Below are 22,510 nucleotides of genomic sequence, written 5' to 3' on the forward strand. Positions count from 1 at the left end.
GTTGGTTGACTGCTGACATGAGCCTCGTACGCCCCCGCCGTGAGCGCGGCCCGCTGACGCAGCGGGCCATGCGGCGTACGTGCTGCCGGCGAATGTGTGACCGCTGAGGGCCCCCGCCTGAGCCTCGCGCCCCGAAGCGAGCGAACTCCGAGACCCGAGCCGCACATGAACTTCCAACGCCACCTGCTGAGCCACGCCCCGTATCCCCCCGGTCGGACCTGACCGGCCGCGCGCCCGATCGAGCGCGAGGCCGCCTCAGCGGTCCCGGCCACCACGGCCGGACCCGCTGAGGACATCGTCGGGCGGCCGTCCCGGACGCGGAAGTGGAACCGTGTTCTGTGGATAACCGCCGGCGCCGGCCTCCCGGGCCCGCCGGGCCCGGCTCCCGCACGACCGGACGCCGCGGCACCTGATCGGACACGCACCGGAGCTGCCCCGTCCACCCCCGCACCGCCCCGACCAGGGCGGCGCCCGTCCGCACGGATGATTCTCTGTGATCCAGATCGAAAAACTCAGGAAGGTCCACCGCGCCCGCGGGCGCGAGGTGACCGCCGTCGACGGCGTCGACCTGACCGTCCGCGAGGGCGAGGTCTTCGGCGTCCTGGGCCCGAGCGGCGCCGGCAAGAGCACCCTGCTGCGCTGCGTCAACCTGCTGGACCGCCCGGACGAGGGCCGCGTCATGATCGGCGGGCGCGACCTGCTCGCGCTGCGGGGCGCCGAGCTGCGCCGCGCCCGGCAGGGCATCGGCATGATCCACCAGCACTTCGGCCTGCTCGGCAGCCGCACGGTGGCCGGCAACGTCGCGTTCCCGCTGGAGGTCATGGGCGTCCCGCGGCGCGAGCGCGCCGAGCGGGTCGCCGAGCTGCTCGACCTGGTCGGCCTCACCGGGCACGCGAAGGCGTACCCGGCGCAGATCTCCGGCGGCCAGAAGCAGCGCGTCGGCATCGCGCGGGCGCTCGCCGGGCGCCCGAAGGTGCTGCTGTCCGACGAGGCGACCTCCGCGCTCGACCCGGAGACCACCGCGTCGATCCTGGAGCTGCTGCGCGACCTGAACCGCCGCCTCGGCCTCACCGTCCTGCTGATCACGCACGAGATGGACGTCGTCAAGCGCATCTGCGACTCGGCCGCGGTCATGCGCGACGGCCGGTTCACCGAGTCCGGGCCGGTGACCGAGCTGCTGGCGCGTCCCGGGTCCGAGCTGGCGCGCGGGCTGTTCCCGCTGCCGCCCGCCGAACCCCGCGACGGCACGACGCTCGTCGAGGTCACCTTCGTGGGCGGGGCGACCGACCAGCCGTTCGTGTCGGCGCTGGCCCGCAAGTACGCGCTGGACGTCAACATCCTCGGCGGCGCCGTCGAGACGGTCGGCGGCGAGCGGGTCGGGCGGCTCCAGCTCGAGCTGCCGGGCGACCCGTCGGCGAACGCCGCGCAGCTCGCGTTCCTGCGCGAGTCCGGCCTCGCCGTCGAGGTGCGGACCCGCACCACCGCCGCCCCGGCACCGCCCACCGGCGCGCCCGCCGCCCCGACCACCACCCCGACCACCGCGCCCGCCGAGGAGGACGCCCGATGAGCTGGGACGAGGTCATGCCGCTGCTGTGGCCGGCCACCCGGGAGACCCTCTACATGACCGGGGTCGCGACGCTGTTCACCGCGGTGCTCGGGCTGCTGTTCGGCGTGCTGCTGGTGGTCACCGAGCGCGGCGGGCTGCTGCCCGCCCCGCCGGTCAACAGGGTCCTCGGCGTGGTCGTGAACATCGGCCGGTCGCTGCCGTTCCTGATCCTGATGGTGGCGATCATCCCGTTCACCCGGATCGTCGTCGGCACCAGCATCGGCAACGCCGCCGCGATCGTCCCGCTGACCGTCGGCGCCATCCCGTTCTACGCCCGGCTCGTCGAGATCGCGCTGCGCGAGGTCGACCCGGGCGTGATCGCCGCGGCGGACGCCATGGGCGCGACCCGCCGCGAGATCGTCGGCAAGGTGCTGCTGCGCGAGGCCCGGCCCGGCCTGGTGTCCGGGCTGACCGTCACCGTGATCGCGCTGATCGGCTACACCGCCATGGCCGGCACGGTCGGCGGCGGCGGGCTCGGCAACCTCGCCGTCACCTACGGCTACGAGCGCTTCGAGACAAAGGTCATGGTCGCGACCGTGCTGCTGCTCGTCGTGCTCGTCCTGATCATCCAGGCCGTGGGGGACCTCGTCGCCCGCCGCCTCTCCCACAAGTGACACCGCTCTCACCGCACAGAAAGGCACTCCTCGTGCTTCGCAAGCTCACCATCGCGCTCGCCTCCGTCGGCCTGGTCGCTGGCCTGGCGGCCTGCGGCTCCTCGGGCGCGTCCGACGATCCGGACGCCCCGCTGAAGGTCGCGGTCAACCCCGTCCCGCACGGCGACATCCTGAAGTACGTCAAGGACAACCTGGCGGCCAAGGCCGGGCTCAAGCTGGACATCGTGACCTTCGACGACTACCAGCAGCCCAACACCGCGCTGAAGGAGAAGCAGGTCACCGCCAACTACTTCCAGCACGTGCCCTTCATGGAGGAGTACGAGAAGAAGGCCGGGACCAAGCTGACGTTCGTCGCGCCCGTGCACCTGGAGCCGCTCGGCGTGTACTCCAGCAAGGTGAAGAGCCTGCAGGCGATCCCGCAGAACGCGACCGTGGCGGTGCCGAACGACCCGGCGAACGAGGGTCGCTCGCTGAAGCTGCTCGCCGACAACGGCCTGCTGACGCTGAAGCCGGGCGCGCCCACGAGCGCCACGGAGAAGGACATCGCGAGCAACCCCAAGCACCTGAAGTTCAAGCCGCTGAAGGCCGCGCAGCTGCCGCGCTCGCTCGACGACGTGGACGCCGCGGTCATCAACGGCAACTACGCGCTGGAGGCGAACCTGTCGCCGGTCAAGGACGCGCTCGCCGCGGAGAAGCCGGAGGGCAACCCCTACGCCAACGGCATCGTCACGCTGCCGGAGAACGCGAACGACCCGCGCGTGAAGAAGCTCGTCCAGCTGCTGCGCGGTCCCGAGGTGCGCAAGTACGTGCAGGACAAGTACAAGGGCTCGGTGCTGATGGCCTCCTGAGCGGCTCCTGGGCGGCTCCGGAGCGCCCGGGGCGCGGCGGTGCGCCGAAATCGCCGCGGTTTGTCCGTCGGTCCTGATAGGACATGGGGCCGACGAACTTCCGAAAGGGACCCATGGGCGTTTATCAGCATCTAGAGGAGTACGACGGCCTTCCGGTGGCCACCTTCGACTGCGAGACGGGGGTGGAGGACGAGGACGATGAGGACGGCGCGACCGGCGGGGAGGAGACCGACGAGGGTCTCCCGCCCGCCGGTGAGGCCGCCTGGTACGTCGGGACGATGTTCGACGAGGAGCCGTTCTCCGACACGTTCGCGCGGTTCCTGGAGACGGTCGACACCACCGAGGTGACGGCCCTCATCGTCGGCTACTGGGGCGCGTCCTACGACGAGAGCAAGTCCGACCCGGTGGCGCTGCTCACCGAGAACGCCGCGGCCTTCCCGAAGCTGAGGTCGCTCTTCTTCGGCGACATCACCGGGGAGGAGTCGGAGATCTCCTGGATCGAGCACGGCGACATCTCGCCGCTGCTCGCGGCGTTCCCGGAGCTGGAGCGCTTCGAGATCCGCGGTGCGCAGGGCCTCACCCTGTCCCCGATCAAGAGCACGCGTCTGCGCGTGCTGCGGTTCGAGTCGGGCGGCCTTCCGGCGCGGGTCGTCCAGGCCGTGGCGGCGAGCGAGCTGCCGAACCTGGAGCACCTCGACCTGTGGCTGGGGGAGGACAACTACGGCGGTGACGCGACCGTCGCGGACCTGGCCCCGCTGCTGTCCGGCGAGCGGCTGCCGGCGCTGCGCCACCTCGGCCTGGAGGACAGCCAGATTCAGGACGAGATCGCGGCGGCGGTCGCGGGCGCGCCCATCGTGGCGCGGCTGGAGTCCCTCAGCCTGGCGATGGGCATCCTCACCGACCAGGGCGCGGAGGCGCTGCTGTCGGGGCAGCCCCTCACCCACCTGCGCAAGCTGGACCTGCACCACCACTTCCTGTCCGACGCAATGGTCGAGCGGGTCAAGGCCGCGTTCCCCGGGGTCGAGGTCGACCTGAGCGAGCAGGAGAAGCCGGACGGCGACTGGCGCTACATCGCGGTGTCGGAGTGAGCGTTCGCCCAGCGGTGGGCCGATGAGGTTCGTCGTGGTCGGGACGCCGGGCGACCGGCGTCCCGCGCTCTTCGCGCAGGCGTGCCGCTCCTGCGGCCTGCCCGAGCCTCGGCTCATCGCCTGGACGGACGTGCTGCGCGGCGCCGACGTCGTCCTCGCTCCGGGCGACGTGCTGCGCATCGACTCCCCAGGGGAGGACCCGGCGGCGGACGCGCTCCTGCGCGGTCCCGGCGACCCGTCCCGTGTGGGCGGGGGCGCGCGCTGGTACTCGACGTTCGTTGCCGCGCTCGACCGTATCCGGGACGCCGCCGCGCGCGCGGGCGCACGGCTTCTCGGCGACGTCGAGGAGATCGCGGTCATGTTCGACAAGCGGCAGTCGCACGCGCGCATGGCGGCGGACGGCGTACCGGTTCCGCAGGCGCTCCCACCCGTGGGCTCCTACGAGGAACTGCGCGCGCACATGGACGGACTCGGGGAGCGGAGGGTCTTCGTCAAGGCGGCGCACGGTTCGTCGGCTTCCGGAGTGGTCGCCTTGCAGACTGCGCCGGGCGGCCGCGTCAGGGCCGTCACCTCGACCGCCATGAACGGGACGGGCCTGTTCAACTCGTTGCGGGTGCGCGCGTACGAGACGGAGAGGGATGTCGCGGCGCTCGTTGACGCGCTGGCGCCCGACGGCCTGCATGTCGAGCGGTGGCTGCCCAAGGCGTCGCTGGGCGGGCGCGTGTTCGATCTGAGGGTGGTCGTCATAGGCGGCACGCCTACGCACGTCGTCGCACGGACCAGCCGCAGCCCTATGACCAACCTTCATCTCGGCGGTACGAGGGGCGATGTGGCGGCGGTCCGGCGCGCGCTCGGGCCGGACGGATGGCGCCGGGCGCTCGACGTGTGCGCGCGGGCGGCCGCCTGTTTTCCGCGAAGCCCGATGGTGGGAGTGGACCTGCTCGTGCTCCAGGGCATGAGGCGCTTCGCCGTGTGCGAGGTCAACGCGTTCGGCGATCTGCTCCCCGGGCTCACGGGCCTGGCCGGAGGCCCGGCCGAGGGGCTGGACACCTACACTGCCCAGGTCAGAGCCGCTTTGCCGGAGATCGCCCCCGCATGTACGACATGAACGAGGTCATCGGCAGCCACGACGTGCTGCTGGTGACGCTCGACACGCTGCGCTACGACGTGGCCGCCGAACTGGCGGCCGCCGGAGAGACGCCCACCCTGGCCTCGTTGCTTCCCGGCGGCCGCTGGGAGCGCCGCCATACGCCGGGCAGTTTCACCTACGCCGCCCACACCGCGATGCTGGCCGGGTTCCTGCCCACGCCCGCGTCCCCCGGCCCCCACCCGCGGCTGTTCGCGGGGGCGTTCCCGGGCAGCGAGACGACCGGCGCCGGAACATGGACGTTCGACGCCGCCGACCTGCCCACCGGGCTCGCGTCCGCCGGCTACCACACGGTGTGCGTCGGCGGTGTCGGCTTCTTCAACAAGCGCACACCGCTCGGCTCCGTTCTGCCGTCGCTTTTCGCCGAGAGCCATTGGGAACCCGGATTCGGAGTGACGGACCCGGCCGCGCTTCCCAACCAGCTCGACCGGATAGCCGACGTCATGGCGCGGCTGCCCGCGGACCGTCGCCTGTTCCTGCTCCTGAACGTCGCGTCCCTGCACCAGCCCAACTGGTTCTACCTGGACGGCGGTACGCGCGCGCACGGGGACACTCGCGCCAGTCACGCCGCCGCCCTCCGCCATGTCGACGCTCATATAGGGCGCTTGTTCGACCTGATGCGCCGTCCGTGCTTCGTCATCGTCTGCTCCGACCACGGAACGGCGTACGGAGAGGACGGCCACACCGGTCACCGCATCGGCCACGAAGTCGTGTGGACCGTTCCGTACGGGGAGTTCGTTCTATCGTGACCACCACCGGGCCGTACCAGGCGTACGTCTACGCCTACCCGCACAAGACCGCCTACCGCCCGCTGACGCCGCAACCCGCATTGCGAGAGGTGTGGGCGAAGGAACGGCTGGACGCGCTCTTTCTCTACATGCATGTGCCGTTCTGCGAGATGCGGTGCGGCTTCTGCAACCTCTTCACGCGGACGGGCGCTCCCGAAGAGCTGACCGGCGCCTACCTGGACGCGCTCGACCGGCAGGCGACCGCCGTACTGGAAGCGCTGGGCGACGGTGCGTCGTTCGCCACCGCGGCCTTCGGCGGCGGCACGCCCACCTACTTCACCGCGGCGGAACTGGAACGGCTCTGCGGCATCGCCGGCAGGTTCCCCGGATTCGGCGAGATCCCGCTCGGCGTGGAGACGTCCCCGGCGACCGCGACCACCGACCGGCTGACCGTCCTCGCCGAACGCGGCACCAGCCGGGTGTCCATCGGGGTGCAGAGCTTCATCGACGAGGAGGCCCGCGCCGCCGTCCGCCCGCAGAAGCGCGCGGAGGTGGAGGCGGCTCTCGACCGGATCCGCGCCGTGGGCTTCCCGACGCTCAACATCGACCTCATCTACGGCATCGACGGACAGACGCCCGCCACGTGGCTCCACTCCTTGAACGCCGCACTGGAATGGCGTCCGGAGGAGCTCTACCTTTATCCGCTCTATGTGCGCCCCCTCACCGGACTGGGGCGCCGCGCGCAGGACTGGGACGACGAGCGCCTCGCCCTTTACCGGCTCGGCCGCGACCATCTCCTGAGCGAAGGCTATGAGCAGGTCTCGATGCGCATGTTCCGGCTGCCGAACGGCGCGACCGGCGGCACCGAATACTGCTGCCAGACCGACGGGATGGTTGGCTTGGGCTCGGGAGCGCGCTCGTACACGAGCAACCTGCATTACTCGTTCGAGTACGCGGTCGAGCAGCGGCACGTCCGTTCCATCATCGACGGCTACGTGCGCGAGGACGACTTCACCACCGCACGCGTCGGGTTCGAACTGGACGAGGGGGAGCGGCGCCGCCGCCATCTCCTCCAATCGCTCCTTCAGGCCGACGGGCTCGACCGGGGCTCCTACAAGGCCCGCTTCGGCACCGACCCGTGCGCCGACTTCGCCACGGAACTGGCGCCGTTCGACGACCTCGGCTGGCTGGAGACCACGGAGGCGGTCCTGAGACTCACGCCCGAAGGGCTCGCCCATTCCGACGCGATCGGACCAGCGCTCTTCTCGTGGCCCGTCAGGGAACTGATGGCCTCCTACCAGGCGCGCTGATGCAGCACCTCACGATCCTCTACCGGGGCCCGCTCGCGAGCTGCGATTACGACTGCCCCTACTGCCCGTTCGCCAAACGGCGCGACACACAGGAACAACTGCGTGCGGACCGTGCTGCCCTCGAACGCTTCACCGATTGGGTGGCCGCGCAGGAGCACCCCGTGTCGGTCCTCTTCACGCCGTGGGGGGAGGGGCTCGTCAGGTCCTGGTACCGGCGGGCGCTGACGGAGCTGAGCCACCTTCCGCACGTCGAGCGGGTCGCGATCCAGACGAACCTCAGCCACCGCGTGTCGTGGACGTCCGAAGCGGACCGGTCCAAGCTCGCCCTGTGGGCGACGTACCACCCCGGCCAGGTCACCTACGACCGCTTCCTGGGGAAGTGCCGCGAGCTGACCGAACGCGGCGTCCGCCACAGCGTCGGGATCGTCGGCGAGCCGAGCCACCTGGACGCGGCGCGCCGCCTCCGCAGAGAACTACCGGCCGACACCTACCTGTGGGTCAACGCCGCCGAAGGGCGCAGCTACAGCGACGAGGAGGCCGCCGCCTGGACGGCGATCGATCCGCTGTTCCCGGTCAGCCGGCACCCCCACGCCAGCCGCGGTCTCGCCTGCCGCACGGGCGAGACCGTCGTGTCGGTCGACGGCGAAGGGACGGTCCGCCGCTGCCACTTCGTCCCGGCCGTCCTGGGCAACCTGTACGACGGCTCGTTCCGCGACGCCCTCGCACCCCGCCCTTGCCCGATGGACACGTGCGACTGTCACATCGGTTATGTCCACCTCAAGCCGCTCGGCCTCTACGACACCTTCGCCGGCGGCGTCCTCGAACGCATCCCCGCCCTGCTCGGCGAGATGTAGCCGCGAGGTGACCCACCTCTGCGACCTGCCAGGGCGCCGTCCGATCGCGGACGGGACGGGCGTTCGCGGACGCCTTGCAATTCTCCGTCCGTGCCGCCACTCTGTGGATGGTCCCGCATGGTCACCAAACGGAGCTGAATGACTGCGAACAGTGAACGACTCAAGCGGTGGTCGAGCCGCGCGGACGGTCATGACATAGGGAGCGGTTCCCGTGCACGACCGCCGTGGAGGGCGCATGCTGGCGATAGCAGGCGACCGTTAGGCGATGCCGTGGACTATTTCGAACGCCCCCACTTCCTCCTCGCGTTGAAGCCGGCGGACACGTCGGTGCGCGCGGCGCGCGACGTCGTCCGCGCCGCGCTGGAGGGCTGGGACCGCCCGGACACCACGGGCGACGTCGAACTGATCACCAGCGAACTCGTCACCAACGCGATCCGTCACGCCAGCACCGTCACCCTCGTGCTCTACCTGCCGGACGACAAGACGGCCATGGTGGAGGTGTGGGACGACAACCCCGAGGGACCCGTCGAGCCCCCGCACGACCTGCAGGCCGAAAGCGGCCGCGGGCTCTTCCTCGTCGGCGCCCTGTCCCGCTCCTGGGGCTGGCGGCCGACCGGCGAGGGCAAGGTGACCTGGGCGCAGGCCGCGACGACCTGATCGCTTGACGGGAACGGGCGGGCGGGAACGGGAGGACGGGAGCGGGCGGGCGCCCCTTGGTGACTGGGGAAGTGCTACCAAGGGGCTCCCGCCACGAGGACGGACGGCGCGGGCCCGCCGGAGGCCGTCCAGAGGTCAGGTCTGCTTCTGCGGGCGGTAGTCGGCCTCGTCGACGCCGAACGTCCACGCCACCCCCGCGCGCGCGGTGCGCGTGGACGGCGGGACCCGCAGGTAGTAGGTGCGGTGCGTGCCGTCCGGTTCGGGCGTGGAGTTGACCACCTCGACCATGACGACGGGCTCGTCCCCGGGCAGGTCGATGGACCACAGCACGCCGGTCTCGTCCTGGTGCAGGGGACGCGCGCCCGTCTCCGCCAGGTACCGGTCGTAGCCGAAGATCTCCAGCATCACCCGGCGCAGCTCCGCGTTCTCCTCGGCGGAGATGCGGTCGGCCGTGAGGCCGGTGAGGGAGGCCACGAAATCCGGCGGGATCGGCATGCCGCGCCAGGCGTGCAGCGAGAACCCGTCGGGGTAGGCGAGGGCCGGTCCGTCTCCGCGGTGCAGCCGCCCCGGTTCGTCGCGGTGCAGTTCGCAAGGGCGCTCCGACATGATGACCAGCCGCTCGTAGGGCCACCACCAGCCGGATGAGCGGGCCGCCTCCGCCAGGCCCGCCAAAGCCCCGTCCAATCGGCCCACCGATTCGAACAGCGCCAGCCACGGCGCGTCGTGCTGGCCCAAGACGGCGTCGAGCGTCGCGGCGCGCAGGATGCTCTCGGCCGCGTTCTCCTCCGGCGTCGGCATCAGGCCGCCCGCCCTGGCCGACCGGCCCTGCGCCTGCTCGCCGACGGCGCTGCGCACCCGTGTGACCAGCGAATGGACCTGGTTCCAGAGCAGGCCGCCGGTCTCGGCCCACGTCCGCGGCCACTGCTCCGGCCCCTGTTCGGAGCAGGCCGCCGTCCGTTCGGCCTCCCACGGGCGGGTCCGCACGTCCGCTAGGACGCTCGCCCCCGCCGCGCCTTCGCCGAGGTCGGCACGGGCCCGGTCGAGCAGGTCGTCCAGCCCGGCCTTGCGCAGCGCCGCCTCATGCCCGCCCAGCACGGCGGCCGCGACGGCCCCGCGCGCGGGGGAGGGCACCCACACGAACCGCTCGGGAGCGGCCAGGCCCGCGGCCGCGTAGGCGGCGGCCACTCCGGCCTCCGCCCGCGCCCGGTCGGCGGGATCGGTGCGGAAGGCGTCCGCCTGCCAGTCGCCGACCACGTAGTGCGGCTCGCGCAGCATCTCGGTGACCATCTACGCCGCCCCTCAGTCCGCCACGACCCGGACGGCGCCCGGCACGTACTCGCGCTGCCGGACCACCTTGTACCAGCCCTTGGGCAGGGTTATCGCCGCGTGCTCCTCGTGCACGAGCCGGCCGCCGGACGGCAGGTGCAGGTGGTCGGGCGCGAGCGGATCGGGGACCCGCAGCAGCGAACCCGGCGCCGTGAGCGCGTGCGCGTGGCCGGTGGCCTCGCCCAGCGCCAGCACCATGCGCCCCCGGCCGTCCCTCGGGGACGGCGGCAGTTCCCGCACGGACTGCGGGACCTCCGCCTCCGGCACGGGCAGGATCAGGATGTCTCCCTGTCGGTACATGCCGCGAAGGTAACGTCCGCCACCGACAGTTTCGGGGGCCGTGGAGAGCGGGCTGTCAGAAGCCCCGCGTCCGGCGGGCCGCAGGACGCGCCCAGCGTCCCCCCGCGGTGAGCCCGACGCGCTGGAACGCGCGCACGAACTCGCCACCGAGGTTGACGCCGGCGCCGAGCGCGAGGGCCACGGACAGGGCGCCGATGAGGCTCAGTACCCCGGACTGCGGGGAGCCGGTGTTCAGTTCGACCATGCCGCGGTAGAGCGCCGTTCCCGGCAGCAGGGGACCGATCGCCGGCACCACGAACGGCATCACGGGCGCGCCGTGGCGCCGGGCCAGCCAGTTCGCCAGCACGCCGACGACGATCGCCGCCATCGCCGAGGCCAGCACGGGCGGAACGTTCCATCCTCTGAGCAGCACGTAGATCGTCCAGATCAGCGCGCCGCCGAGGGCGGACGCCAACAGCACGTCGCGCGGCGCCGCCAGCGACACCGCGAACGTCACCGAGACGGCGGCGGCCGCCATCAGCTGGACGGGTTTCAGCGTCACCGGGGCCGTTGGCAGGTGGCTCACGTCGATCGGCACGTTCAGGTTCACCGCGATGTACACCACCGCGCCGAGGCCCGCGACGATGGCCGCGATCATGAAGAAGACCTCCAGCCCGCGCGCGGCGGCGCTGACGAGGTCGCCGGTGATGCCGTCCTGGATGCTGGCCACCAGGGGCCGCCCGGGCAGCAGGGCGAGGATCGCGCCCGTGACGATCGTCGAGGCGTGCTGCGGATTGCCCGCAGCCACGACGATGGCCGCGGCCGCGGCGCCGATGGCGGCGGCCACCGTCAGCTGGAAGAACTCCGCGATGCCGCGGCGGGCGAGCGCGGCGGCCGTCCGGTCGCCCAGCAGGGTGGCGACGAACGCCGTCCCCGCGACCAGGGGGCCGCCGCCCGACAGCACACTGGCCGAGGCGGCGATCAGACCCAGCGACGCCACGATGAGCCACGGCGGGTACGGGCCGCGCCCCCGCTTCATCTCCGCGAGCTGCTTGTGGGCCTCGTCGAGCTCCAGCATCCCGATGGACGCCTCCTGGACGAGGGCGTGCAATTTGGTGAGGCGCCAGTAGGCGGGCGTACGGCGCCGGATGGCCCGCGATCCCGTCACCGGCGGCGCGCCCCTGCCGGGGTGGGCCGACACCAGGATGCTGGTGAGCGTCACCTGGACCTCGCAGCGGGGGAGTTCGTAGGCGACCGCGAGGCCCAGCATCGCCTCGTTCACGCGCTCGGTGGTCTCGCCGCTGGCCAGGAGGAGTTCGCCGACGCGGAGGACGAGGTCCACCGCGCGCGGGTCGACGACCTCGCTCGGCTCGTCCTCGGGGGCCTCTGGCGGCGACCCGTCCCACAGGACATGCCACGTCCGCCGCAAGCGTTCCGCCGCTCCCATCCCCCGCTGGTGTCCCTTCCGCCATGAAACCGATCTTCCACGCAGGCTACCCATGGCGCCACCGACCGTCACCGCCGGGTCGGCGCAGGGTTATCCACAGAACCGGGTTCTGGTGCGAGTGCTCGCCCGCCGCTGGTACCAAAGGGGGCATGAGCACTCCCGACGGACTCCGCGACGACGCCGAGCGGTGCCTGCGCGCCCTCGCCGGCGAGCACGCCAGGCTCCGCGACGACCAGTGGACGGCCATCCGCACCCTCGTCGTCGACCGGCGCCGCGCCCTCGTCGTGCAGCGCACCGGATGGGGCAAGTCCGCCGTCTACTTCGTGGCGACGCGGCTGCTGCGCGAGCGCGGCGCCGGCCCCACCGTGATCGTTTCACCGCTGCTGGCGCTGATGCGCAACCAGATCGAGGCCGCAGACCGGGCCGGCATCCACGCCCGCACGATCAACTCCGCCAACACCGAGGACTGGCAGCGGATCTTCGCCGAGGTCGAGGCCGGCGAGGTCGACGTCCTGCTGGTCAGCCCCGAACGGCTCAACAACCCCGACTTCCGCGACCTGGTCCTGCCGCGGCTCGCCGCCGGCGCCGGGCTCGTCGTGGTCGACGAGGCGCACTGCATCTCCGACTGGGGGCACGACTTCCGTCCCGACTACCGCCGGCTGCGCACCCTGCTCGCCGAGCTCCCGCCGGGCATCCCCGTCCTCGCCACCACCGCCACCGCGAACGCCCGCGTCACCCAGGACGTCGCCGAGCAGCTCGCCGGCGACGACGCCCTCGTCCTGCGGGGACCGCTGGAGCGCGACTCGCTCCGCCTCGCGGTCGTCTCCGTGCCCACCGCCGAGCAGCGCATCGCCTGGCTCGGCGAGCACCTGGCGTCGCTGCCGGGCTCGGGGATCATCTACACCCTCACCATCGCCGCCGCCCACGAGATCACCGGCTACCTCCGCGACCGCGGCCACGAGGTCGCCGTCTACACCGGCCAGACCGAGCCGGCCGAGCGGCTCCAAGCCGAACAGGACCTCCAGGGCAACCGGCTGAAGGCCCTCGTCGCCACCAGCGCCCTCGGGATGGGGTTCGACAAGCCGGACCTCGGCTTCATCGTGCACGTCGGCGCCCCGCAGTCCCCGGTCGCCTACTACCAGCAGATCGGGCGCGCCGGGCGCGGCGTCGACCGCGCCGAGGTGATCCTGCTGCCCGGTCGCGAGGACCGCGAGATCTGGGCCTACTTCGCCAGCCTCGCGTTCCCGCCGGAACCCGTGGTCCGCACCACCCTCGACGTCCTGGACGCCGCCGACCGCCCCCTGTCGACCGGCGCCCTGGAACCGCAGGTCGACCTGAGCCGCAACCGCCTGGAGATGATGCTGAAGGTCCTCGACGTCGACGGCGCGGTCCGCCGCGTCAAGGGCGGCTGGACGTCCAGCGGACTCCCGTGGACCTATGACCGCGAACGCTACGAGCGCGTCACGGCGGAACGCCGCCGCGAGCAGCAGGCGATGCTCGACTACATCGCGACGGGGGCCTGCCGGGAGGAGTTCCTCCGCCGCCAGCTGGACGACCCCGCCGCGGCGCCCTGCGGGCGCTGCGACAACTGCACCGGCGAGCACTGGCCCGCCGACGTCACCGACGAGGGGACCACCCGCGCCCGCGACCGCCTGCACCGCCCCGGCGTCGACGTCGCCCCTCGCCGCATGTGGCCCACCGGCGTCAAGGACGACCTCGGCGTCTCCGGCCGCATCCGACCGGAGCTGCAGGCGGAGACGGGGCGCGCCCTCGGCCGCCTCACCGATATCGGCTGGGGCAACCGGCTCCGCGAGCTGTTCGCCGGCGGCGACACCGACGTTCCCGCCGACATGGTCGACGCCGTCGTCAAGGTCCTGGCCGCGTGGGACTGGTCCGCCCGCCCCACCGGCGTCGTCACGATCGGCTCGCGCTCCCGGCCCCGCCTCGTCGGCACCTTCGGCCGGCGCATCGCGGAGATCGGCCGCCTGCCCTTCCTCGGCGAACTGGTCCCCGTGGGCGAGCCCGTCCCGCGCCGGCACAACAGCGCCCAGCGCCTCCGCTCGGTCTGGGACTCGCTGGCGCTGCCCGAGCCCGTCGCCGTCGCCGTGAAGGAGGCGGCCGGGCCCGTGCTCCTGATCGACGACCGGATCGAGACCGGATGGACCATGACCGTCGCCACCCGCCTGCTGAGAGAGGCGGGCGCCCAGGCGATCCTCCCGCTCACCCTGGCCACCCCCAACTGACCCGCCCGCCCGGGAACCGGCGGTCTCAGGGGATCAGAACGATCTTCCCCGCTCCGCCCTTCTCCACCTGCTCGTGCGCCTGCGCGGCCTGGTCGAGCGCCATGCCGCGGGTCGCGGGCGGGGTGATCCGGCCCTGCGCCGCCGCCTCCAGCAGCGGACGCAGTACCTCCGCCGTCTGGTCCTCCGGGCCGCCGGACAGGAACGGCACGCCCAGGTCGAAGGCGGCGGGGTCGGCGATCGTCACCACGCGGTCCACGCCGCCGCGCAAGGCGATCGCGTCCGGAAGCGCCCCGTGCCCCGCCGCGTCCAGCACCGCGTCCACTCCCTGCGGTGCCAGCTCGCGGACGCGGTCGGCCAGGCCGGGGCCGTACGTGGTGGCGGTCGCCCCCAGCGCCCGCACCCGGTCCAGGTTCGCCGCGCCCGCCGTGCCGATGACGGTGAGGCCGTCGGCCACGGCCATCTGCGTCGCGAGGGCGCCCACGGCCCCGGACGCACCGTTGATCAACAGGGTCTCCCCCCGGCCGGTCTTGAGCGCGCGCAGCGAGCGCACCGCCGCCTCGCCCGCCACGGGCAGCGCGCCCGCCTGCTCCCAGGTCAAGGCGTCCGGCTTCGCCGCGTAAACGGACAGCAGCGCGTACTCGGCATAGCCGCCGCCCACGGGCCACCCCGCCACGGCGTCGCCCACCGCCGCGTCCTCGACCCCGTCTCCCACGGCGTCCACGACACCGGAGACCTCGAAGCCCGGGCGCCGGGGCGCCGCGAGCGGCTTGCCGCCCGACATGGACCCCGAACGCAGCTTGACGTCGATCGGGTTCACTCCGGCGGCGCGGACGGCCACCCGCACCTGCCCGCGCCCGGGCTCGGGCCGCTCGGTCTCCACCACTTCCAAAACGGATGGGTCACCGTACTCGGCGAATATGACAGCACGCATGGTGGCTCTCTCCTTCGGTCGTATGCGGGCGCCCGGTCCGGGCGCTCACCGCCGGCGTAGGTGGCAAAGCCGAACAACGCGCGCTCTGTTCCCCCGCACCCCCGAACGTCCCACCTAACCCGCCAACGAAACGCAAGCCCACCCTCAAGGCCCACCTTCGACGCCAACACTCCATGCCCGCCATGGACGCCCGCCATGGGTCGCCCCACCACGGGCACGGCACGGGCGCCGCCACGGGCGCACGGCGCCTGCCCCGGATGCACGGCGCGGCGCGGAGCGCAGCGCGGCGCATGGCACGGCGCGGCGCATGGCACGGCGCGGCGTGTGGCACGGGCGCGTGCCTCGGGCGCATGGGGTGGGTGGCGTTGCGGGCGTCCCGCCGTTGACGCTCCCTCGACGCGCGCTGCGATCCTTGACGGGCGGCGGGGAGGCGCGGCACGGGCGCCCGCTATCGACAGGACCCTTGATGGACGTGCTCGACGGGGGCCACTCCGGGCGCGGGGGAGGAAGCTGCGGGAGGGGTTCTTGGCCGTGCTCGCTTGCCGGGGTCTGGTTTGCGAGGGACTGCTGAGCCAGGAGGGCGGCGCCTGCTCAAGGAGTACGTGTTCGGGGTGGTGAGCCGGGATTCTCTTGGTCGGCCGGGCCCGCGGTAGGGCGGGGAGCGGCCCGGCCGTGACCTTGAGGACGCCGCCCGCGCGCCCCTGTAGGCGCGGGCGGTGATGGTGGACCGGCCCGTGCGCGCGGCCCCGCGCACGGACCGGTGACCGGTCCGGGCGCCGCGGCGGAGAAGAGCCGCGGCGAACCGGGGTCGATGCGGCCTCTAGGGGCGGACCCCGAGGCCTCCGGGGCCGCCGCCCGAAAGCCGAGGCCGGGGGCTGTGCCGCCCGGCGGGCTCGTTCCGCACGCCCGAGTAGACGAGCCGGTCGCCCGGCTGCTGCGGAACGGACGAGGGCAGCACCGGGACGGCGATCTTCTCCGGCGGTCCGCCGTCGGTCGACGGGACGGAGGGCGCGGGGGCGGTCGGCGTCACGGATCTGCTTCCTCGGGTACGGGTGGCGACGGGAGAAAGTGTTCTAGAGGTTAGAAAACCCTGTCCAGCTGTTTGAAAGAACATCTTGAGATAAGTTCAGCGGGAAATGTCATCATTTCCCGCTCAGGTGAACGGACGGCCATTTCGGCGGGACGAAGAAGGCAGGTAGTAGTGTCCCTCCCCGTGTCATCGACCCTCGACGCGCTCCTCGACTGCCCGCCCGGCCTGCTGGACGCCACGTTCGACCAGCTCCGCACGCTGCTGGTGGTGCACGAGACGGGGTCCGCGCTGCGCGCCGCCCGGGTGCTCGGGCGGGAGCAGTCCAGCGTCCAGAAGCAGCTCGACACGCTGAACCGCAACAGCCAGGCGCTGTGCGGGGAGGTGCTGACCGTCCGGCAGGGGCGCGGGAAGGACTTCCTGTTCACCCCGACCGGCGAGACGACGGTGGAGCTGGCGCGGACGACGATCGAGAACTGGCTGGAGTCGATCCACTGGAGCCGGCGCCGCCTCGGCCGGATGCTCACGGTCGGCACCACCGAGTTCACGCTGCCGATCGTGTCGCGCGCCTGGGCTCGGGTGTCGGAGGAGTTCCGCCAGCGCGAGGTCGAGTTCAAGGTCGCGCACGTCCGCACCAAGGACCTGTGGTCCCGGCTGGAGACCAAGCAGGTCGACCTGGTGTGCGGCAGCATCGTCAGCACGCCGGAGGGCGACCAGCGGCTCAAGGAGTACGAGGTCATCGAGTACGCGCGCGGGCAGGCGCTGCTGCTCACCAACCTGCCGGAGAGCGAACTGCCCGACGGGCCGGTCCGCACCAGCCGGCTCGGCGGCGTGCCGCTGGTGCTGCCGCCGGCCGGCCTGGTCGCCGACCTGCTGGCCACCTGGTACGGCCCCGCGTTCCGGGACCGGCTGAACATCGTCGCGGACATCGACGACGTGCACTACGGGCTGTCGCTGCTGCGCTCCGGCTTCGTCCGCGGCTGCATGATCGTCACCGGCTCGATCGGGCGCGGGATGGCGGGCCGCGACGACCCGGACGCCGTCCCGCTGCGCGCCATCGGGCTGCACGACGACCTGGAGCCGAAGGCCGAGTTGATGACCGGCGCCTTCGTCCGCCGGGCCGACCTGGAGCGCTACGACGCCGGCCACCCGCTGAACCGCCTCTGGGCCGCCGTCCACGAGGACGTCCGCACCTACACCCCTCTGGCCTGACCCGCCTGGCAGCCGGTCGGGCGGAGGTCCGAGCAGCCGTTGAGCATGGATCCGCAGCGCCGGCCGAGATGGGAAGCGGCGAGCCGACGGGCACAGGTCCGGGAACCCGGTTGAGCGGCGGCACGGAAGACCGAGGCTCAGCCATCGCCGCGGGCAGATGCGCGAAGCGAGTGCAGCGTGCGGAGCGGGTCTGCCCGACGACTGGCAGGCTGTTTCCTGGTCGAGTCGTGCTTCACGTCAACCCGCGTGTGCTGGGACAAACTGATCGAGGCCCGACTCCGGGAGCGCGCATCCGCGAGAAGGGACTTCGCTGGAGTGGCAGATCTGCCCTTACCGCCGACCCGGCACCTCGGGGGTCCTCTTCGCCGGCCTGGCGCTAGAGTCCGGCGGCTCGCCGGCCCAAGACGGGTTCGGTCAGGAGTCTCGCCGGGCCGCACAGGGTCTGACCGTACTGGGCGAAAAGCTCGTCTCGGGAGTCGAAGCGCCCAAGGTCGGTGAGCAGGTAGGCCGAGAGGTCACACGAACCGCCCGACGCGGGGCAGGCCGTGGCCCCGTCCCAGTCGACGCTCGTCCTGGACAGCGCCTCGAAGAGCGTCTCCGGACCTGCGTTCGTGAAGCCGCCGCCGACCGGTCCACGCGGCTCACCGACACCGCCGAAGAGTTCGGACACCGGCAGCCAGGTGGCGGCGGTGCGATCGGCCCCCGACGGCCCGTCGATGCGGAACTCCGGCCAGGCCAGCACCACTTGGTCCGGAACGAGCCGACGCAGCCGGGGGAAGCGCGGATACCAGAATGTGCCGTCCACGACCAGGCCGCGCACCCGGGAGGGAATGTCCCACGCCCGCGCGACCGCCTCCAGTACGGCCATCCGCTGGCTGCAGGAGCCGCGGCCGAGCCGCAGGACCCGCGATACCGGTCGCGTCTCCTCCACCGAGTACACAGGGCGAATCTCTGCGGAGATCCACCGGTGCGCCTGGCGGAGGGCCCTCACCTTCGCTGCGGGTCCCCTTCCAGGACCGCCATGCCGATACTCCGTGCGACAGACAGGACCCGTGGATGTCCCCAATCGAGGATCCGTGTCGGTGTCGTTCCTCCGCAGGCATCAGGGCCGTCGGCCACGGCCTGCCGAGCCCGCCCGCACGGCGTCAGTAGCGAACTCACCATGACCGGCCCCTCCCACAACGCTCGAAGCCCAGTCTCCCAGGTGAATTGAACGCGTTCAAGTGCGGCCGACGGTCACCCGGGCGTGCGGGAGGCGCCGCAGATGCGCACCTCCGCCTCGTTCGGCTGCACGAGTCGGCTGGGCTGGGGTCCCTGGAGCGGGGAGTCGGTTGAGCGACGGTACGGAAGAGCGGAGCTCAGCCGTCGCCACGGGCGGGCACGCGGAGCGAGCGCCAGCGAGCGCAGCGGGCATGCCCGACGACTGACAGGCTGCTTCGCCGCGGAGCTCTAGCGGAGCGGGGAAACAGCCTGCCAGCCGTGACGGGGGTTCCAGGGGGTCGCCCCCTGGGCGAGCACTGCTACTTGATCTGGTTGTCGACCACGTCGAGGGAGGGGCGGGCGCCGAGGTGCTGGGTGGCCTGGGCGGCGAGGCGGCAGCCGGCGGTGAGGGCGTCGGCGGGCTGCTTGCCGTCCAGCCAGGGCGGCAGGAACCCGGCGATGAACGCGTCGCCGGCGCCGGTGCCGTCGACGACCTTCTCGACCGGTTCGGCGGCGACGGTGACGGGCTCGGGGCGGCCGTTGGTGTACCAGAGGGCCCCGTCGGCGCCGACCTTGATGACGACCTGCGGGTACCAGGCGGTGAGCACCTTGGCGGCGGCGGCCGGGTTCTCGCGGCCGGTGAGGATCTCGGCCTCCTTGGCGGTGACCACCAGGAGGCGGGCGCCCTGCGTCCACTCCAGGAACGGCTCGGCGCCCATCCGCTTGAGCGGGGAGGACGAGCCGCCGTCGACCGACACCGACATCTGCGCCTGGCGGGCGAGTTCGAGGGTGTGGATGGCGGCCTTGCGCGAGCCCTCGTTGATCAGCGAGTACCCGGACATGTGCAGGTGGGTGCCCTGCGAGAACAGGTCCTTGCAGCGCTCGATGTCCTCGGGGAGGAGGGCCGCGTTGGCGCCCGGGTCGGACAGCATGGTGCGGTCGCCCTTGTGGGTGACCATGACCACGCAGGTGCCCGTGGGGCGCTCCTGGTCCATGACGAGGCGGGCGTCGACGCCGTACCCCATCAGCTCCATGTCCCGGTTGCGGCCCGCGATGTCGGAGCCTCGGCGGCCGACGAAGGCGACCTCGATCCCCTCCAGGGCGAGCCAGGACGCGACGTTGGCGCCCGATCCTCCCCCATGGGTCGTCACGGCGGCGGGCGTGTCACTGCCCTTCGCCAAAGGGTACGCGGCACGAGCCACGGTGTCTGTCATGAGATCGCCGACCACGACCACGCGCGTCATGGAGTCATCACCTCGATCAACACGGCCCGCGCGAGCGGCTTCAGGGCGTGGAACGACGGTAACAGCTCTTGGCCCCCGATTAGGTCTCGAACGCGCAGCGAAACCCGGGAACCTGGTTTTTCCCTCAGCGTGCCGCCGGCGCCGCGTGCCTTACGCTCGGTACGTGACCGAGGGTTATCCGGACCAGTGGGAGGCCGACGTCGTCCTGAGCGACGGCGGGACGGCGCATCTGCGGCCCATCCGGAGCGAGGACGCCGATCTCCTGCGGGTCTTCTACGCGCGGCTGTCGCCGGAGACGATCTACTACCGGTTCTTCTCGCCGCGCCCGTACCTCACGGACCGTGAGGTCGAGCACTTCACGGGAGTGGACTACGACCGGCGTGTCGCGCTGATCGCCACGATCGGCGAGGAGATGGTGGCGGTCGTCCGGTACGACCTGCTGAGCGACCGGCCGGAGACGGCGGAGGTCGCGTTCCTGGTGGAGGACGCCCATCAGGGGCGGGGGCTGGGCGCGGTGCTGCTGGAGCACATCGCGGCGGCGGCGCGGGAGCGGGGCGTGCGCCGGTTCGTGGCGAGCGTGCTGCCGGACAACCGGCGGATGACGCGGGTGTTCCGCGAGGCGGGCTACCGGGCGGAGCAGCGGTTCGAGGAGGGCGTGATCGAGCTCGTCCTGGACCTGGAGCCGACGGAGACGTCGGTGGAGGTGATGGCGGCGCGCGAGCACCGGGCGGAGTCGCGGTCGATCCAGCGGCTGCTGTTCCCGTCGTCGGTCGCGGTGGTCGGGGCGAGCCGCGCGGAGCACAGCGTGGGGCAGACCGTCCTGCGGAACCTGCTGAGCGGGGACTTCACGGGCCCGGTGTATCCGGTGCATCCGACGGCGACGGCGGTGGCGGGGGTGCGGGCCTACGCGTCCGTCCTGGACATCCCCGACGACGTGGACCTCGCGGTGGTCGCGGTGCGGGCGGACGCGGTCCGCGAGGTCGTGGAGCAGTGCGCGGGGAAGGGCGTGCGGGGCCTGGTCGTCGTGTCGTCGGGGTTCGGCGAGACGGGCCCGGAGGGGCGCGCGGACCAGGAGGAGCTGGTGCGGCTGGCCCGCGCCTACGGGATGCGGGTGGTCGGCCCGAACTGCCTGGGCATCGCCAACACGGACCCTGAGGTGCGGCTGAACGCGACGCTGGCGCCGACGATGCCGGGCCGGGGCCCGGTGGGCTTCTTCTCCCAGTCGGGCGCCCTCGGCATCGCGATCCTGCAGCGGACGGCGGAGCGCGGCCTCGGGCTGTCGACGTTCGTGTCGGCGGGGAACCGGGCGGACGTGTCCGGCAACGACCTGATGCAGTACTGGGAGGAGGACCCGGCGACCAAGGCGGTGCTGCTCTATCTGGAGTCGCTGGGGAATCCGCGCAAGTTCGCGCGGCTGGCGCGGCGGCTGGGCCGCCGCAAGCCGATCGTGGCGGTGAAGAGCGGCCGCAGCACGCAGGGCGTTCCGATCGGGCACGCGGCGCGCGCGCTGTCCCTGCCCGATCACGCGGTGAGCGCGCTGTTCCAGCAGGCCGGCCTGATCCGGGTGGAGGACCTGGCGGAGCTGTTCGACGTGGCGCAGCTGCTGGCCTACCAGCCGCTGCCGTCGGGCGACCGGATCGCGATCATCGACAACTCCGACTCGCTGGGGCTGCTGGCGCAGGACGCGGCGGCGGCGCTGGGCCTGGAGGTCCGCCCGCGCGTCGACCTGGGGCCCCGCGCGGACGCCGACGACTACGAGGCGGCGCTGGCGGGCGCGCTGGCCGACGATTCCGTGGACGCGATCGTGGCGCTGTTCACCCCGCCCACGATCGGCGGGTACGACCTGCGCGTCCCGGAGAGGATCCTGCGGCTGGCGGCGGAGGGCCGCAAGCCGATCGTGGCGACGTACCTGGGGTCGGAGGGCATGCCGGCCGACCTGCGGATCACCGGCCCGGACGGGACGGCGGCGGAGGGCTCGGTGCCGTCCTACGCCGCGCCGGAGGACGCCGTCCGCGCGCTGGCCTACGTGGTCCGGTACGCGCAGTGGCGGCGGACGCCGGCGGGCCGCGTGCCGGAGCTGGACGGCATCGACCGCAGGCGCGCGCGGGCGCTGGTCGAGGACTGGCTGGGGGCGGGCGATCCGGTGCGGGCCACGCCGGAGCAGGCCGCCGAGCTGCTCGGCTGCTACGGCATCGAGGTCTCCGGGGACGCGGCGGGCGGGGGAGTGCCGACGCGGGTCGTGACCATGGAGGACCCGTCGTTCGGCGCCGTCGTCTCCTTCGGCCTCGCCGACGAGACCGCCGCCCTCCTCGACGACCGCGCCTACCGCCTGGGGCCCCTCACCGACGTGGAGGCCGCGGAGCTGATCCGGGCGATCCGGACGGCGCCGCTGCTGCTCGGCCATCGCGGCGCGGACCCGGTGGACGTCGCGGCCCTGGAGGAGCTGCTGCTGCGGGTCTCCCGGCTCGGGTACGACCTGCCGGAGGTGGCGCGGCTCGAACTGGATCCGGTCATGGCGGACGTGTCCGGTGTCGCGGTGCGCGGCGTCGCTCTCAGCCTGGCGCGCCCGCTGGGGCCGCGCACGGAGCTGGCCCCTCGGCGCCTGCGGCAGTTCTAGGGCCGTCCGGGAGGCGGCGGCGGGCTGGGCGCCGGGGTCGGCGGGATCGGGTCGGGCTCGGGGCCGGGCGGGACCGGGTCGGGGTCCGGCGCGGGCGGCGTGGGCTGCGGTGCGGGTCCCGGCGGGGTCGGC

At 72.7% G+C, this 22,510-nt stretch carries 19 protein-coding genes; 12 read left to right on the forward strand and 7 right to left on the reverse strand.

The features are described 5' to 3' along the window. Positions 1 to 493: 493 nt before the first annotated feature. From ABZ914_RS02425 to ABZ914_RS02465, 9 genes are all read left to right on the forward strand, one after another. Positions 494 to 1,567 (forward strand): methionine ABC transporter ATP-binding protein, encoded by a 1,074-nt coding sequence (locus tag ABZ914_RS02425; protein ID WP_500191123.1) that lies wholly within the window; start codon positions 494 to 496, stop codon positions 1,565 to 1,567. Continuing rightward, a complete protein-coding gene (locus tag ABZ914_RS02430; protein ID WP_387029747.1) occupies positions 1,564 to 2,220 on the forward strand; it encodes a methionine ABC transporter permease in 657 nt (218 codons plus the stop codon). Before ABZ914_RS02425 ends, ABZ914_RS02430 begins: the two co-directional genes overlap by 4 nt. 32 nt (positions 2,221 to 2,252) lie before the next feature. Further along, a complete protein-coding gene (locus ABZ914_RS02435; RefSeq protein ID WP_387029750.1) occupies positions 2,253 to 3,068 on the forward strand; it encodes a MetQ/NlpA family ABC transporter substrate-binding protein in 816 nt (271 codons plus the stop codon). Positions 3,069 to 3,181: 113 nt separating this feature from the next. Further along, positions 3,182 to 4,156 (forward strand): STM4015 family protein, encoded by a 975-nt coding sequence (locus tag ABZ914_RS02440; RefSeq protein ID WP_500191124.1) that lies wholly within the window; start codon positions 3,182 to 3,184, stop codon positions 4,154 to 4,156. Positions 4,157 to 4,178: 22 nt separating this feature from the next. Then, on the forward strand, positions 4,179 to 5,264 hold the full coding sequence (locus ABZ914_RS02445; protein WP_500191126.1) for an STM4014 family protein: 1,086 nt from the start codon (positions 4,179 to 4,181) through the stop codon (positions 5,262 to 5,264). After that, entirely contained in the window at positions 5,252 to 6,052 is an 801-nt protein-coding gene (locus ABZ914_RS02450) for an STM4013/SEN3800 family hydrolase (protein WP_500191127.1), read from the forward strand. Before ABZ914_RS02445 ends, ABZ914_RS02450 begins: the two co-directional genes overlap by 13 nt. Beyond that, positions 6,049 to 7,341 carry an STM4012 family radical SAM protein gene (locus ABZ914_RS02455; protein WP_500191128.1) on the forward strand — a complete coding sequence of 431 codons (1,293 nt, stop codon included), beginning with the start codon at positions 6,049 to 6,051 and terminating at the stop codon, positions 7,339 to 7,341. Before ABZ914_RS02450 ends, ABZ914_RS02455 begins: the two co-directional genes overlap by 4 nt. After that, positions 7,341 to 8,195, forward strand: coding sequence for an STM4011 family radical SAM protein (locus tag ABZ914_RS02460; RefSeq protein WP_500191130.1), 855 nt, complete (start codon positions 7,341 to 7,343; stop codon positions 8,193 to 8,195). Before ABZ914_RS02455 ends, ABZ914_RS02460 begins: the two co-directional genes overlap by 1 nt. 270 nt (positions 8,196 to 8,465) lie before the next feature. Continuing rightward, complete coding sequence (locus tag ABZ914_RS02465; protein WP_347256753.1) at positions 8,466 to 8,852, forward strand: ATP-binding protein; 387 nt, start codon at positions 8,466 to 8,468, stop codon at positions 8,850 to 8,852. Positions 8,853 to 8,987: 135 nt separating this feature from the next. Here the strand turns inward: ABZ914_RS02465 and ABZ914_RS02470 are convergent, their stop codons facing one another. The 3 genes from ABZ914_RS02470 to ABZ914_RS02480 are packed head-to-tail and all read right to left on the reverse strand — an operon-like array spanning position 8,988 to position 11,904. Continuing rightward, on the reverse strand, positions 8,988 to 10,139 hold the full coding sequence (locus ABZ914_RS02470) for a DUF6745 domain-containing protein (RefSeq protein ID WP_500191132.1): 1,152 nt from the start codon (positions 10,137 to 10,139) through the stop codon (positions 8,988 to 8,990). Positions 10,140 to 10,151: 12 nt separating this feature from the next. Continuing rightward, a complete protein-coding gene (locus ABZ914_RS02475) occupies positions 10,152 to 10,478 on the reverse strand; it encodes a DUF8820 family protein (protein ID WP_500191133.1) in 327 nt (108 codons plus the stop codon). A gap of 55 nt (positions 10,479 to 10,533) precedes the next feature. Next, a complete protein-coding gene (locus ABZ914_RS02480; protein WP_500191134.1) occupies positions 10,534 to 11,904 on the reverse strand; it encodes a threonine/serine exporter family protein in 1,371 nt (456 codons plus the stop codon). A 149-nt stretch (positions 11,905 to 12,053) separates the two neighbouring features. Here ABZ914_RS02480 and ABZ914_RS02485 point away from each other — a divergent pair, with 149 nt between their 5' ends. Further along, positions 12,054 to 14,147 carry a RecQ family ATP-dependent DNA helicase gene (locus tag ABZ914_RS02485; protein WP_500191135.1) on the forward strand — a complete coding sequence of 698 codons (2,094 nt, stop codon included), beginning with the start codon at positions 12,054 to 12,056 and terminating at the stop codon, positions 14,145 to 14,147. Positions 14,148 to 14,172: 25 nt separating this feature from the next. On the opposite strand, the gene ABZ914_RS02490 is transcribed toward ABZ914_RS02485, so the two are convergent. Beyond that, the gene (locus tag ABZ914_RS02490; RefSeq protein WP_500191136.1) at positions 14,173 to 15,078 is read right to left on the reverse strand and encodes an NADP-dependent oxidoreductase; all 906 of its coding nucleotides are present in this window, start codon (positions 15,076 to 15,078) and stop codon (positions 14,173 to 14,175) included. Positions 15,079 to 15,898: 820 nt separating this feature from the next. Continuing rightward, a complete protein-coding gene (locus ABZ914_RS02495; RefSeq protein WP_190857916.1) occupies positions 15,899 to 16,108 on the reverse strand; it encodes a hypothetical protein in 210 nt (69 codons plus the stop codon). Positions 16,109 to 16,291: 183 nt separating this feature from the next. On the opposite strand from ABZ914_RS02495, the gene ABZ914_RS02500 reads away from it, so the two are divergent. After that, the gene (locus ABZ914_RS02500) at positions 16,292 to 17,317 is read left to right on the forward strand and encodes a LysR family transcriptional regulator (RefSeq protein WP_500191138.1); all 1,026 of its coding nucleotides are present in this window, start codon (positions 16,292 to 16,294) and stop codon (positions 17,315 to 17,317) included. Positions 17,318 to 17,693: 376 nt separating this feature from the next. Here ABZ914_RS02500 and ABZ914_RS02505 read toward each other — a convergent pair whose 3' ends face one another. Together ABZ914_RS02505 and ABZ914_RS02510 are read right to left on the reverse strand one after the other, a co-directional pair. Next, positions 17,694 to 18,308 carry a transglutaminase domain-containing protein gene (locus tag ABZ914_RS02505; protein WP_500191140.1) on the reverse strand — a complete coding sequence of 205 codons (615 nt, stop codon included), beginning with the start codon at positions 18,306 to 18,308 and terminating at the stop codon, positions 17,694 to 17,696. Positions 18,309 to 18,837: 529 nt separating this feature from the next. Further along, on the reverse strand, positions 18,838 to 19,761 hold the full coding sequence (locus tag ABZ914_RS02510) for a carbohydrate kinase family protein (RefSeq protein ID WP_433150522.1): 924 nt from the start codon (positions 19,759 to 19,761) through the stop codon (positions 18,838 to 18,840). A 163-nt stretch (positions 19,762 to 19,924) separates the two neighbouring features. On the opposite strand from ABZ914_RS02510, the gene ABZ914_RS02515 reads away from it, so the two are divergent. After that, positions 19,925 to 22,378: a bifunctional acetate--CoA ligase family protein/GNAT family N-acetyltransferase gene (locus ABZ914_RS02515; protein WP_500191141.1), complete on the forward strand. Its 2,454-nt coding sequence runs from the start codon at positions 19,925 to 19,927 to the stop codon at positions 22,376 to 22,378. Positions 22,379 to 22,510 lie beyond the last annotated feature (132 nt).

Origin of the sequence: Spirillospora sp. NPDC046719, from assembly GCF_040645715.1 — a bacterium.
GTDB lineage: Bacteria > Actinomycetota > Actinomycetes > Streptosporangiales > Streptosporangiaceae > Spirillospora.

Bases quoted from the DNA above. Each gene is read 5' to 3' on its own strand.
- ABZ914_RS02430 (WP_387029747.1), top strand. From the start codon at position 1,564: ATGAGCTGGGACGAGGTCATGCCGCTGCTGTGGCCGGCCACCCGGGAG.
- ABZ914_RS02440 (WP_500191124.1), top strand. From the start codon at position 3,182: ATGGGCGTTTATCAGCATCTAGAGGAGTACGACGGCCTTCCGGTGGCC.
- ABZ914_RS02445 (WP_500191126.1), top strand. From the start codon at position 4,179: ATGAGGTTCGTCGTGGTCGGGACGCCGGGCGACCGGCGTCCCGCGCTC.
- ABZ914_RS02450 (WP_500191127.1), top strand. From the start codon at position 5,252: ATGTACGACATGAACGAGGTCATCGGCAGCCACGACGTGCTGCTGGTG.
- ABZ914_RS02460 (WP_500191130.1), top strand. From the start codon at position 7,341: ATGCAGCACCTCACGATCCTCTACCGGGGCCCGCTCGCGAGCTGCGAT.
- ABZ914_RS02470 (WP_500191132.1), bottom strand. From the start codon at position 10,139: ATGGTCACCGAGATGCTGCGCGAGCCGCACTACGTGGTCGGCGACTGG.
- ABZ914_RS02475 (WP_500191133.1), bottom strand. From the start codon at position 10,478: ATGTACCGACAGGGAGACATCCTGATCCTGCCCGTGCCGGAGGCGGAG.
- ABZ914_RS02480 (WP_500191134.1), bottom strand. From the start codon at position 11,904: ATGGGAGCGGCGGAACGCTTGCGGCGGACGTGGCATGTCCTGTGGGAC.
- ABZ914_RS02485 (WP_500191135.1), top strand. From the start codon at position 12,054: ATGAGCACTCCCGACGGACTCCGCGACGACGCCGAGCGGTGCCTGCGC.
- ABZ914_RS02490 (WP_500191136.1), bottom strand. From the start codon at position 15,078: ATGCGTGCTGTCATATTCGCCGAGTACGGTGACCCATCCGTTTTGGAA.
- ABZ914_RS02510 (WP_433150522.1), bottom strand. From the start codon at position 19,761: ATGACGCGCGTGGTCGTGGTCGGCGATCTCATGACAGACACCGTGGCT.